At 39.8% G+C, this 12,950-nt stretch carries 12 protein-coding genes; 8 read left to right on the top strand and 4 right to left on the bottom strand.

Features of this window, described 5'->3' with window-relative positions; all coding sequences use genetic code 11:
* Positions 1-27 precede the first annotated feature (27 nt).
* Positions 28-264 carry a hypothetical protein gene (locus tag ALW18_13985; GenBank protein AOE53536.1) on the top strand — a complete coding sequence of 79 codons (237 nt, stop codon included), beginning with the start codon at positions 28-30 and terminating at the stop codon, positions 262-264.
* A gap of 119 nt (positions 265-383) precedes the next feature.
* Here the strand turns inward: ALW18_13985 and ALW18_13980 are convergent, their stop codons facing one another.
* Positions 384-2,579, bottom strand: coding sequence for an ATP-dependent DNA helicase RecQ (locus ALW18_13980; protein AOE53535.1), 2,196 nt, complete (start codon positions 2,577-2,579; stop codon positions 384-386).
* 88 nt (positions 2,580-2,667) lie between these two features.
* On the opposite strand from ALW18_13980, the gene ALW18_13975 reads away from it, so the two are divergent.
* From ALW18_13975 to ALW18_13960, 4 genes are read left to right on the top strand one after another with little or no spacing between them, the layout of a single operon-like run.
* A complete protein-coding gene (locus ALW18_13975) occupies positions 2,668-3,633 on the top strand; it encodes a D-arabinose 5-phosphate isomerase (protein AOE53534.1) in 966 nt (321 codons plus the stop codon).
* 31 nt (positions 3,634-3,664) lie between these two features.
* A complete protein-coding gene (locus ALW18_13970) occupies positions 3,665-4,471 on the top strand; it encodes a preprotein translocase subunit TatC (GenBank protein AOE54421.1) in 807 nt (268 codons plus the stop codon).
* Positions 4,464-4,826 carry an alkylhydroperoxidase gene (locus ALW18_13965; GenBank protein ID AOE53533.1) on the top strand — a complete coding sequence of 121 codons (363 nt, stop codon included), beginning with the start codon at positions 4,464-4,466 and terminating at the stop codon, positions 4,824-4,826. The genes ALW18_13970 and ALW18_13965 overlap by 8 nt, the downstream gene beginning before the upstream one ends.
* Before the next feature lie 12 nt (positions 4,827-4,838).
* Positions 4,839-5,624, top strand: coding sequence for an ABC transporter (locus tag ALW18_13960; GenBank protein AOE53532.1), 786 nt, complete (start codon positions 4,839-4,841; stop codon positions 5,622-5,624).
* Positions 5,625-5,839: 215 nt separating this feature from the next.
* On the opposite strand, the gene ALW18_13955 is transcribed toward ALW18_13960, so the two are convergent.
* Entirely contained in the window at positions 5,840-6,709 is an 870-nt protein-coding gene (locus ALW18_13955; protein ID AOE53531.1) for a glycoside hydrolase, read from the bottom strand.
* Between the two features lie 4 nt (positions 6,710-6,713).
* Positions 6,714-7,463, bottom strand: a complete 750-nt coding sequence (locus ALW18_13950; GenBank protein ID AOE53530.1) for a phosphatidylserine synthase — start codon at positions 7,461-7,463, stop codon at positions 6,714-6,716.
* A gap of 186 nt (positions 7,464-7,649) precedes the next feature.
* On the opposite strand from ALW18_13950, the gene ALW18_13945 reads away from it, so the two are divergent.
* From ALW18_13945 to ALW18_13935, 3 genes are read left to right on the top strand one after another with little or no spacing between them, the layout of a single operon-like run.
* Entirely contained in the window at positions 7,650-8,639 is a 990-nt protein-coding gene (locus ALW18_13945; GenBank protein AOE53529.1) for a hypothetical protein, read from the top strand.
* Between the two features lie 9 nt (positions 8,640-8,648).
* Positions 8,649-9,776 (top strand): hypothetical protein, encoded by a 1,128-nt coding sequence (locus tag ALW18_13940; protein ID AOE53528.1) that lies wholly within the window; start codon positions 8,649-8,651, stop codon positions 9,774-9,776.
* A 41-nt stretch (positions 9,777-9,817) separates the two neighbouring features.
* Positions 9,818-10,555, top strand: coding sequence for a histidinol phosphatase (locus tag ALW18_13935; GenBank protein AOE53527.1), 738 nt, complete (start codon positions 9,818-9,820; stop codon positions 10,553-10,555).
* A 17-nt stretch (positions 10,556-10,572) separates the two neighbouring features.
* On the opposite strand, the gene ALW18_13930 is transcribed toward ALW18_13935, so the two are convergent.
* A complete protein-coding gene (locus ALW18_13930) occupies positions 10,573-12,948 on the bottom strand; it encodes a hypothetical protein (protein ID AOE53526.1) in 2,376 nt (791 codons plus the stop codon).
* Between the last annotated feature and the right edge of the window lie 2 nt (positions 12,949-12,950).

Genomic DNA, 12,950 nt, shown 5'->3' with positions numbered 1-12,950 from the left:
TCTGCCACTTTGCAGCTTTTAAAAAAAATGAGAAAAATAAAACTGATATGGGATTTCCGTGGAGAAGCGGGCGCCAAAACTGCCGAACACCACGAGATACATCTTAAGGAATACATTGCAATTGAGAAATTGCCATTAAACATTACCGGATTCAATACCATTACAGATATGCATGCCATAGCCTGGATGGTTGTAACCGACGAACACATGATACAGGTTCGTGATGCATTGAAACCACACCGCGGCGAGCTTTACGAGGAGTAATTGTCTATCGGAACTTATTATTGCCGGAAATTATAAAAGAGAAAATCCTGAATTGCTTCAGGATTTTCTCTTTTATAATTTGAACTTTTGTCTGACAACTGACAAATAGAAACCAACAACTAATTTGCTACTTCACTGATAAATTTAATCCTCATTAGGCGTAGCTCTTCAGTATCAAAATCACCGTCAAATTCTTTCAGGGCATCTTTAATACTATCCGATTCGGATTCCATATAATAGTCATGGATCTCTTCCTGCTGATCTTCATCAAGAATATCATCAACCCAGTATTTTATATTCAGCTTAGTGCCAGAATATACTATCTGCTCCATTTCTTTAAGCAGCGCATCCATATCCAGGCCTTTAGCTTTTGCAATATCATTTAGCGAAAGCTTTCTGTCAATGTTTTGTATAATATATAATTTCAGTGCCGAGTTAGCCCCTGTAGACTTCACCACAAGATCGTCCGGCCTCATAATATCGTTATCTTCTACGTATCGCGCAATAAGTTCCACGAAATCTTTACCATATTTCTTAGCCTTGCCTTCACCAACGCCGTGCACATTGCCCAGTTCGTCAAGCGTTATCGGATATTTAAGTGCCATATCCTCTAGTGAAGGATCCTGGAAAACCACAAACGGTGGCACACCCAGTTTTTTGGCAACTTTTTTACGTAGCTCACGAAGCATCCCCATAAGTACCTCGTCTGAAGTAGCCGACGATTTAGAAGCCGTAACTGTAGCTTCTTCTTCGGTTTCGTTGTATACATGGTCTTCGCTCATTAAGAACGACTTCGGATTTTTAATAAACTCCTCGCCTTTCTCGGTAAGCTTAAGCACCCCGTAGGTTTCGATATCTTTAGAAAGATAGCCCTCAACCAACACCTGGCGTATTAACGCCATCCAGTGTTTTTCATCGAAAGCAGCACCCGAAGCAAAGAATTTCTGATTATCTGTTCTGTGCGCCTTTATTACGGCATTTATTTTACCGATAAGAGTATATATGATCTCTTTAGATTTGTAAAGCTGCTTTGTATCCCTAACCACTTCAAGAAGGGTAACCACCTGATCCTGGGCTTCCACTTTTTTCTTAGGGTTACGGATATTGTCGTCCATATCGGCACCTTCGCCTGTTTCATCGTCAAATTCCTCACCAAAATAATGAAGAAGGAATTTACGGCGCGAGATGGATGTTTCGGCGTATGCCACAACTTCCTGAAGCAGCGCATAGCCTATCTCCTGCTCTGCCACGGGCTTGCCAGACATGAATTTTTCAAGCTTTTCGATATCCTTGTAGGAGTAGTACGCAAGGCAATGGCCTTCGCCACCGTCACGGCCTGCGCGACCTGTTTCCTGGTAATAACTCTCTAAAGATTTTGGAATATCATGGTGAATTACAAAACGTACATCCGGCTTGTCAATTCCCATACCAAAGGCAATGGTTGCCACTACAACATCCACATCTTCCATAAGGAACATATCCTGATGTTTGGCACGTGTTTTAGCATCAAGTCCGGCATGATAAGGCACGGCACTAATACCGTTAACCTGCAATACCTGCGCGATCTCTTCTACTTTTTTACGGCTCAGGCAGTATATAACGCCCGATTTACCTTTATGCTGGCGTATAAAACGGATGATATCCGATTCTACGTTTTTTGTTTTTGTACGTATCTCGTAATACAGGTTTGGCCTGTTGAACGATGCCTTAAAAGTATTGGCATCGGTCATGTCGAGATTTTTTAGTATATCTTCCTGTACCTTAGGCGTTGCTGTTGCAGTAAGGCCGATAATAGGCACATCACCCAGCTGCTTTATGATACTTCTTAAATTTCGGTATTCCGGGCGGAAGTCATGCCCCCACTCCGATATACAGTGTGCTTCGTCAATCGCAACAAAAGAAATAGGCACGCTTTGTAAAAAGTTTACATATTCTTCCTTGGTAAGCGATTCCGGCGCAACATATAGCAATTTAGTCAGGCCCGATGTAATATCCTTTTTAACCTGATTGATTTCTGTCTTGGTAAGCGATGAATTTAAAACGTGTGCTATACCGGCATCTGAAGACAGGCTGCGAATAGCATCGACCTGGTTTTTCATAAGCGCGATAAGAGGTGAAACTACGATTGCAGTTCCGTCAAGTGCCAGTGCAGGCAATTGGTAACAGAGTGATTTACCACCGCCTGTAGGCATAATAACAAATGTGTTGTGGCCCGAAATAATACTCTTTACAACATCTTCCTGAAGGCCCTTGAATTTGTTAAAACCAAAATATTTTTTTAACTCTTTGTGTAAGTCAATTTCGGTCGATTTCATTATTTATTAATAGTAATTTACATAAATTTGCAGAACATAAAGATACAAAAATCTTTAATATGCACAACTTTTTAAACATTTCACAAGTTTGATAAATAGAGACGCAATATTGGCAACTGCCAAAAAAACCATACTTTCTGAAAGTGAGAGCATTGCTAACCTTGTACAGTTCCTTGACGACGATTTTGTTAAGGCTGCCGAAATAATTTACAATTGCAAAACACGCCTTGTTGTAACGGGTATCGGCAAAAGCGCTATCATCGCTCAGAAAATTGTTGCAACCCTTAATTCTACAGGAACACCATCACTTTTTCTTCATGCTGCCGAAGCCATTCATGGTGACCTTGGTATGGTGCAGCCAGGCGATGTAGTTATCTGTATCTCTAAGAGCGGTAACAGTCCGGAAATTAAAGTATTGGTCCCGCTACTAAAACGTTTCGGTAATGTTCTTATTGCCATGACGGCCAATAAAACTTCTTTTTTAGGAAAGGAATCTGACTTCGTATTAAATACGTATGTAGAATCTGAGGCCTGCCCTAACAACCTTGCCCCAACCAACAGTACCACAGCGCAACTAGTTTTAGGCGATGCACTTGCGGTATGCCTTATGGAAATGCGCGATTTTAAAAGCGAGGATTTTGCCAAATACCATCCCGGTGGCGCACTTGGCAAGAAACTATTGCTTCGTGTGGGCGACATGCTGGACGGCACACATATGCCACAGGTTAGCCCCGATAGCAGCATTAAGCAGGCTATTGTTGAAATTTCGGAGAAAAGGCTGGGTGTTACAGCAGTGATAGAAAACAATAAAATAGTTGGTATTATTACCGACGGGGATATAAGGCGTATGCTGAATGACAGGGACAATATTGCTGGCGTTAGTGCTACAGATATTATGACCCGCAACCCAAAAACAATTAAAAGTACAGATATGGCTGTAGATGCGCTGAACACAATGGAGAATTTTGCCATTACTCAGCTTGTGGTTGCCGATGAAGGCGAATACAAGGGCATACTGCATTTACATGATATTTTAAAAGAAGGAATCGTATAAGATGGCAAAAAAAAAGACCCCCGGGGCAGAAATGTCTTTCCTGGACCACCTTGAAGAACTACGCTGGCTATTGGTAAGAAGCTCTATCGCTATAATAATTGGTGGTTGTGTGGCCTTTGCATTTAGCGGATTTATTTTTGACGAAATTATCTTTGCACCCAAAAGCGGCGATTTCATCACCTACCGCTTTTTCTGCGACCTAGCAAACAAATACGACCTCGACAAAAGTTTCTGTATTAAAGAACTTCCGTTCGAAATACAAAGCCGCTCTATGGACGGGCAGTTTACTACCGATATATGGACATCAATCACCGCAGGTTTTATCCTTGCGTTCCCTTTTATTCTTTGGGAATTCTGGAAATTTATCAGTCCGGCCCTATATGACAAAGAGAAAAAACATGCCGTGATGTTTATTATAACAACATCGTTATTGTTCTTCCTTGGGGTGTTATTCGGGCATTACCTTATCACGCCGCTATCACTTAACTTCCTAGGCAATTACAGGATCAGTTCACTCGTTAAAAACGACATTGACCTTGACTCTTACCTTAGCCTTGTAAAAACCACTGCTATATCTTGTGGCCTGGTTTTTGAGCTGCCTATCATAATGTATTTCCTTGCTAAGATCGGGCTGGTATCGGCTTCATTCCTCAGAACATACCGAAGGTATTCGTATGTAATAATACTAATTATCGCTGCAATTGTTACGCCTCCGGATGTAGTAAGCCAGATGATCGTAACCATTCCATTGGTAATACTGTATGAAACCAGTATCTTTATTGCTGCAAGGATGGATAAAAAACGCGCTAAACTAGAAAAAGAACAAGCAAATGGCTGATTTAGTACAAGAATTCAACGACTACCGCCAAAAGATGAATGACAAGCTTTTGGGCGACAACAATAAAGTTATTAAACGTATTTTTAACGTAGACACGAATGCCTATTTGCCGGGCGCCCTTGATGTAAAAACCAAGGAGCTTCTTGGACTTGTAGCATCGGTAGTACTGCGATGCGATGACTGCGTAAAATACCATCTTGAGACCTGCTATAAAGAAGGAATTACCAAAGAACAGGTTATGGAAGCGCTAAGCATAGGCACCGTTGTAGGCGGAACAATTGTTATTCCTCACCTGCGCAGGGCGTATGAATTTTGGGAAGCACTTGAAGCAAGTGATATCACTCCGGGCGTTTAATACAGCTATTACATGAAATTAAGAGCAGAAAACTTAGTAAAGACCTATAAAGGCCGTAGTGTCGTAAAAGGCGTATCGGTTGAAGTAAACCAGGGCGAGATCGTGGGGCTGCTTGGGCCGAACGGTGCCGGTAAAACGACTTCGTTCTACATGATCGTTGGCCTTGTGAAACCTAACAGCGGAAAAATATTTCTGGACAAGACAGAAATTACAGACTTCCCGATGTACAAGCGTGCTCAACACGGTATTGGCTACCTGGCACAGGAAGCATCGGTCTTTAGAAAATTAAGCATAGAAGACAATATACTTAGCGTATTACAGCTAACCAACCTTTCAAAAAAGGAACAGGAAGCTAAAATGGAAGAACTTATCGATGAGTTCTCCTTACAACATATACGCACCAACCGTGGTGACCTTTTATCGGGTGGTGAACGCCGACGTACCGAGATTGCCCGCGCACTGGCAACCGACCCGAAATTTATCCTTTTGGATGAGCCTTTCGCAGGAGTTGACCCCGTTGCAGTAGAAGATATTCAGCGTATTGTAGCACAGCTAAAAGATAAAAATATCGGAATACTTATTACCGACCACAACGTACAGGAAACGTTAGCCATTACGGATAAGACCTATCTTATGTTTGAAGGAGGAATTCTTAAAGCAGGTGTACCCGAAGAACTGGTACAGGACGAAATTGTGCGTAAAGTATACTTAGGGCAGAATTTTGAGCTTCGTAAAAAGAAGATCGACTTCCATAAAACCAAAGAAGGTAAAGAAGTACCGGATCAGGAAAATTTTTAGGCAATATAATAGGCGCAGGATCTTCCCGCGCTTTTTTATTGTTCAGTATGTAAATAAACGAAAAATACCCACTGATGGGTATTTTTTTATACCAGTTGCCGCCTTACTTTTGACCTACAAAACCAAGATAACCAATCTTACCGAATACCTTAAAAAGCATCCTTATTCCATTGGGGATGCTTTTTTTATTTGTCGCAATCCATAAAATAAAACTTTTATATTTTAATGCATATTTTCCTCAATGCAACATAACTCCCATTATAAATATTCACATCGATATTGGTTTCAATACCCTTCAATGTAGCTTTATCGGTGAATTGCCAGAACAACCAGTCTTTTCGAATCTCATCTGCAAATACACTATAATTGGCAATCCACAAATCATAGCCTTTAAATTCCTTTTTCAGGAAATCAGAATAAAAACTTTCACCACTATAGATTATCGGCTTAACGCCATAATGGTTTTCTACTTTAACAAGCCAGCGTTTAAGTCCGGTTTTTAGGCTGTCAAGGTTTTGCTTGTTCGGAATTTTTTCGATGTCCAATACCGGCGGAAGATCGCCCTCCGAAAGCGTTACATTCTCAATAAAGTTATCGGCCTGTTTTATGGAATTTTCATCGGGACGGTAATAGTGGTACGCGCCTCTCAGAAACCCATTCGACTTAGCCCCTTTCCAATTGTTCTTGAATTCGGAATCAAGTTTTTTACCCCCTGCAGTAGCACGTACAAAAACGAAACCAAGCGGAAAGTCGGGATTGTCATTAGCCACGGTTTCCCACTCAATTTTTCCCTGGTAGTGCGAAACATCAATACCAAAAACTTTATCCTTATGGCGCGCGAGGATCTCGTAGGTACGCAGGTCGGCTATCTTGCGCTCTTCCTTAGAAAGGGATTCAATACGCTTGTCGGTTTTAAAACCCAGCCAATACAAGAAACCGTGTCTGTACTGGTACGCCATTGCTATTAAAAAGGCACTAAAAAGCAACAGGAGAGAATACTTAAGTATTTTCCCCTGTGTAATTTTTTTTGAAGATTTTTTCGGCTTAGCCCTTCTTGCTGAAGGTCGCGACGTTTGTCTCCTCATATAGTTAAGCAGCTTTAGGCTGAAGTAATTTATTATTGACTACCGATAGTGCTACATAGGATAGTATTATAAGCGGTATACCTAAATACTGGAAGAAGAACAACAACAATATTGATAGTATAAGGAAGATCACCTGTATTTTATTTGTTTCCCAATTAAAGTATTTTACTTTAAGCGAAAACAAAGGAATTTCTGCATTCAGCATATAAGCACTCAACAGGCTTATACCAATAAGTACAAACGGGTTGCTCAGCATTTCGAAAACAACACCTGTACCGTCAGAATGTGCCTCTATAACCGGAAGGCTCAATATGAATAAAGCATTAGCCGGTGTAGGCAATCCGATGAATGAATCGGTCTGGCGTGTATCTACATTAAACTTCGCAAGCCTATAGCACGATGCCAGTGTTATTATAAAACCTGCAAAAGGCAGTAATCCTAAGTAGTAGTTATCAGAACTAAGGTTATACTCTTCCTGGTTTGTAGCAATCTCAGAAAGCATCTGGTACATAACAAGCCCGGGCACTACCCCACTAGTTACCATATCGGCAAGGGAATCCAACTGAAGGCCTAAGTCGCTCTGCACTTTAAGCACACGAGCAAAGAATCCATCCCAAAAATCAAAGAATATACCAATGCATACCCAAACAAATGCCATTTGGTAATGGGTATTAAATGAATATATCAAAGCAATAAGACCTGCTGACAGGTTACACAGCGTAATAAGATTAGGGACGTGTTTCTTAAAAGACATAGTTGGTTTTATTTTTATATGCACAAAGTTAACACAATAAGTTAATAGAATTGGAGTTTAGTAATTGAGAATTTTATATCATATTTGCACAAAATAACAGCATTGAGAAAGATACTTTTTATTTTATCCTTTTTTACCACCTTTTATACTTATAGCCAGTCCGTTAGAAAGTACTCCAATGAATTTATGAATATTGGTGTAGACGCTGCCGCGCTGGGTATGAGCAATGCTGTTACGGGTCATACCGACGATGTTAACTCAGGTTATTGGAATCCGGCTGGGCTTATCCAGGTTAAGGACAAACAGATTGCCCTTATGCACGCCAGTTATTTTGCCAATATCGCTCAATATGACTATGCTGCTTTTGCAATGCCCATTGACGAAAGGAGTGCTTTTGGAATATCGGTTATTCGCTTTGGTGTGGATGACATCCTTAACACCACCCAGTTAATTGACAGCGAAGGAAATATTGACTACAACCGTATCAGCCTGTTCTCCGCCGCCGACTATGGCATTACCGTGTCATATGCGCGTAAACTGCCGTTAGACGGATTTAACTACGGTGTTAATGCAAAAGTGATACGAAGGAACATTGGTAAGTTTGCCAATTCATGGGGATTTGGATTTGATTTCGGGATTCAGTACCAAACTAAAAACGAATGGAAGGTTGGGCTTATGCTTCGTGACATTACCACAACTTACAACGTTTGGAACATTGACGAAGACGAATACAATACCATTAAAGATGCAGTTCCGGGTCAAAACCAGGAACTACCCGAAACCACCGAGATAACCTTACCCAAAGCACAGCTTGGGATTTCAAAGAAGTTTATTTTTCACTACGACTATAGCCTTTTGGCAGCTGCCAACTTAAACATGCAGTTTGCACAAACCAATGATATTATCTCAACCGAAGTGGTAAGTATTGACCCTGCCGTTGGTTTTGAATTCGGATACCTTGACCTTGTATTTCTAAGAGCCGGTGTTGGTAACTTCCAGAACATTAAAGAAATTGACGGTTCAGGATCGTTAAGCTTGCAGCCGAACATCGGATTAGGATTTAAATACAAAGGCATCCAGGTAGATTACGCCCTTACCGATATTGGCGACCAGAGTGCTGCTTTGTATTCTAATATCTTTTCAGTAAAAGTTGACCTCGGAATATTCAGAAACTAATACAACACCATGCAAAACTTTAAAGTTTTAACAGCGCTATTAATTACTTTAATCTCGGTCTCGTTTAAGACTTTTGCGCAAACACAACTATCCGAACAGGCCAATGTCACCCTGCTTACCTGCGGGCCCGGCGATGAGCTGTATTCGGTTTTTGGGCATACTGCCATCAGGGTCTATGACCCATCCAATCATTTTGATGTGGTATACAACTTTGGAACTTTCGATTTTGACACCCCTAATTTTTACGCAAAGTTTGTAAAAGGCGACTTGCAGTATTTTGTGTCGGCATCATCCTATGAAGATTTTGTGTATACTTACAGATACTATAACAGGGATGTTTTTGAACAGACATTAAACCTTACCCAACAACAAAAGCAAGACATAGCGACAGAACTTAACACAAGGCTTATTAGCGACCAACGCTTTTACACCTATAAGTTCATTCACCGTAACTGTACCACAATGGTGGCAGATATCATTAACCAATACATCCCAACTAAGATATCGCTTAAAAATCAGGACAGTGGCATGACCTACAGGGAAATTATACACAGCAGGCTGAACAATCATTTCTTTGAAGACCTCGGCATAAGCCTCATGTTTGGAGCACCTACCGATGTTACCTCAGAAAAGCTTTTCCTACCCAACGAACTTATGCAGGGCGTGGCTAATACCTCTACCGTAAATGGAGCGTTAGCAAAATCGACCGTAACGGTTTATAAAGCAACTCCGGAAAAACAGCAGTTTTCATTCAATAGCTGGTGGGTTTTCACACTATTCTGTCTTTTACTCGCAGCCTTGTCCGGTAAAGAATTGTTTCAACGTTCCTTTATAGCTATAGGAGGCTTATTAGGCATTTTCTTCTGTACTGTGGGATTATATTCACTCCACAGCGAGATCACGTATAATTACAATACGTTGCTGTTTAATCCGCTATTTTTAGTACTGCTATACTTTATCTTTACGAATAGACACAAGGCAACATTAAAAGCATTATACACCAGTCTAGGTATACTAGGTATATATATTATAGTGTTGCTGAACAAATCCCACCTTTTAACTGTATTACCTTTAATACTACTAACAGCAATAGTGCTTGTGCGTATTACACTGGCTACGAGAAAGAAAATAGGGTAATTTGGTGTATTTTTGCAGTACTAACTATAATACTAAATACATTGTTTTTCTTCAACAAACCAAAACCTAACCTGGCAGATCTTATACCCGATGGTTATGTAGATATACATTCTCACCTGCTTCCCGGTATTGACGACGGCGCTAAAGACCAGCAGCATTCCATAAAATTAATTAATAGTTTAAGGGATTATGGATTTTCAGAATTCATAACCACTCCGCACGTGCTTACGGGCGTATGGAATAATACCAGGGAAGGTATTACAGCAAAGCAAGAGTCTACAAAAGTATTGCTAAAAGAGCAGGGGATACTTAATCCGTTTAAAGCAGCGGCAGAGTACATAATGGATGACGCCTTTACACAGCTATTTAAATCGGAACCGCTACTTACACTTAAAGAGAATTATGTGTTGGTAGAGATGTCATACATTAACGCACCAATACAGCTATATGATATAATCTACGAACTTCAAGTAGCAGGATACAAACCGATACTTGCACACCCGGAGCGATATTTATTTTATCATAAAAGGTTTGAAGAGTACTACAAGCTAAAAAAGGCGGGATGTAAGTTCCAGATCAACCTTTCGTCAGTAACAGGCTACTACGGCAAAGAAGTATTAACTGCAGCGCAAAGGCTTATTGAAGAGGGCCTGATCGATTTTACAGGATCTGATGTACACCATGAAAGGCATGTAGAGAGCTATAAAAATAAAGTCCAGCTTAAGAAGCCAGACCTATTAGTTACCGCATTAAAAAACAATTCCCTTTTTACTAGCTAAAAAGGGAATTGTTTTTTCTATTTTCTTTTGAATATTTTATCGGTCCATGATGTTTCCTTTTGTACTTCCGCACCGTAACCGTAACCGTAGCCGTAACCATAACCATAGCCCTTCTCACTTGTCGTATCATTGAGAAGCATAGCCATGTTAGGTAATTTGCTGTCGGTATACAATCCTTTAGGCACTGCAAGCATACGCTTATCCAGATAACCTGCGCGGCTAACATATACAAACGCATCAGCTAGATGAGCTACAATAAGGGTATCGGTAACCAAGCTTACCGGAGCTGTATCTACAACTATATAGTCATAATCGCTTTTAATATCTTCAAAAAGCCTTATCAGTTTGTCACTCATAAGCAATTCTGCCGGATTTGGCGGTATAATACCCGGAGGCATAATATAGAACTGTTCAAATCCCGGATAGTGAACAATATAACTATTGTAATCCACATCGGCAGAAGACAGGTAATTTGTAAGTCCTTTGGTTGGAATATTTACGTACTCATCCAATTTCGGATTACGGATATCCATACCGATTAACAATACTTTTTTACCGGTTAACGCTATTGTAGTCGCCAGATTAACAGATATAAAAGTTTTACCTTCTTTTGGTATTGTAGAAGTTACAAAGATTGTTTTAGCCAATCCTTGTGGCACCTGAGACACCATAAATTCAAGATTGGTACGAACTATCCTTAAAGCCTCAGCAGTTCCTGAACGGCTGTGAAGGTTTACTAGCTCACCGTTAGTCTCCGATCTCGGAACATCCCCTAGATAAGGTAAGGCAAACTTTTCTATATCTTTGAAATTATGAATTTTATTATCTAAAAGATCTTTTATGTAAATAATAAGAGCCGGAATAATGACACCTAGCAGCAATGCCGCCAATAAAATTATACTGCGCTTTGGCGATACAGGCTGTCTATCCGCAAAAGCATAATCTATAATCTTAGCATTTGGCGTAGTTACAGCAAGTGAAATTGCATTTTCTTCTCTCTTTTCCAACAAATAAAGATACAATGATTCCTTAACTTTTTGCTGACGGTCCATCTCCCTGTATTCTCTTTCCTGCCTTGGAACATCTCCGATTTTACCTCCAAGAAGATTTTCCTGTCGCTGTAAGTTTTTTTGAGAAATCTGTAACGAAGACTTAAGATTATTAAGACTTTTACTTATGCTGGATTTTAAACCGTCAAGCTGCATATTGTACGCTGCGACCCTTGGATTTATATCTGTACTGGTTTTTAATATTCTTGCTTTACCCAAAACAAGCGTATTATATTCAGAAATAAGTGTAGCAGCATCGGCATTATCAGGAATAATATTATTTGGAATAATATCATCTGTAGTCGACTTTTTGAGATAATCCAGCATATAGTTTACAACATTAAGCTGAGTTGTCGTTGTAACAACGTTTGACTCATACTCATTAGCCGATTTAATAACTAACTGGGCATCAGAAACGATATCTGTAAGCCTGTTTTTCTTTTTAAAACGCTCTGCATCTAACTCAACGCCACTAAGCTCTTTTATAAGAGAATCGATACGCTGGTTGATGAAAATATCAGTATTACGTGCAACTAGGTTTTTATCTTCAATTGCATCATTGTTATACCTTGTTACAAGCGTATTAAGAAAATCAATACCTTTTTGCGGCACTTCGTCTGTAAGTGACAACGCTATAACGCTAGTTTGCTTGCTTGTAGTAGCCGCCTGGAATTTAGTCCTATACAATTCGGAAACTTTTTCCAATGGCGTAATCTTAACTATAATATCATCTATATCGGATTTATCTTTAGGTTGATACCCTTCAATATTTTTGATGATTACGATTGAGCCCAGGTTATTTTTTACTGTTTGCCCAAAAGAATACACTCCTTTGCTATGCTCTTCGGAATCAAACAATTCGTATTTTAACTCAGAAATATTTTTGATATGAAATAAAGTATCTGTTTCATACAGTTTATCTCCTGCACCAATAAATTGTACCTTCACCGGCGATTTCTTGTAAGCCTCACTTGTCTTAACATTACCTTTATTATAATAACTTATATTGAAGCCCAGTTCTTTGACTGTATTATAAGATGCGGTTCTTGATTTAAGCACCTCTATTTCGTTATCGACATTGCTTTTAGTGCCAGACATCAATCCAAGATCGGAAAAAGCAGACAATTCATCCGCAAGACCACCTCTGTTCTCATCTTTGATAAGAATAGTGGATGACACCTTGTAAACTGGCGTGGAATACCTTAAATATAAGAGAGAAATAATAACACATGCAACTACCCCTAAAACGAACCATTTCCATTTGACAAGATAGATATCAAGTTGTTCCTTGATATTGAAATCACTACTGACTTCATTATTCTGAATCGGTAAATTATTTTGCATTT

This window comes from Flavobacterium psychrophilum (genome assembly GCA_001708385.1).
GTDB classification, from domain to species: domain Bacteria; phylum Bacteroidota; class Bacteroidia; order Flavobacteriales; family Flavobacteriaceae; genus Flavobacterium; species Flavobacterium psychrophilum_A.
Note: the sequence above shows the minus strand (reverse complement) of the source record. Positions and strands in the feature narration are given on the sequence as shown.

Coding starts and splice junctions, on each gene's coding strand:
- ALW18_13985 (AOE53536.1), top strand. CDS start 28: ATGAGAAAAATAAAACTGATATGGGATTTCCGTGGAGAAGCGGGCGCC.
- ALW18_13980 (AOE53535.1), bottom strand. CDS start 2,579: ATGAAATCGACCGAAATTGACTTACACAAAGAGTTAAAAAAATATTTT.
- ALW18_13970 (AOE54421.1), top strand. CDS start 3,665: ATGTCTTTCCTGGACCACCTTGAAGAACTACGCTGGCTATTGGTAAGA.
- ALW18_13965 (AOE53533.1), top strand. CDS start 4,464: ATGGCTGATTTAGTACAAGAATTCAACGACTACCGCCAAAAGATGAAT.
- ALW18_13960 (AOE53532.1), top strand. CDS start 4,839: ATGAAATTAAGAGCAGAAAACTTAGTAAAGACCTATAAAGGCCGTAGT.
- ALW18_13955 (AOE53531.1), bottom strand. CDS start 6,709: ATGAGGAGACAAACGTCGCGACCTTCAGCAAGAAGGGCTAAGCCGAAA.
- ALW18_13950 (AOE53530.1), bottom strand. CDS start 7,463: ATGTCTTTTAAGAAACACGTCCCTAATCTTATTACGCTGTGTAACCTG.
- ALW18_13945 (AOE53529.1), top strand. CDS start 7,650: ATGAATATTGGTGTAGACGCTGCCGCGCTGGGTATGAGCAATGCTGTT.
- ALW18_13940 (AOE53528.1), top strand. CDS start 8,649: ATGCAAAACTTTAAAGTTTTAACAGCGCTATTAATTACTTTAATCTCG.
- ALW18_13930 (AOE53526.1), bottom strand. CDS start 12,948: ATGCAAAATAATTTACCGATTCAGAATAATGAAGTCAGTAGTGATTTC.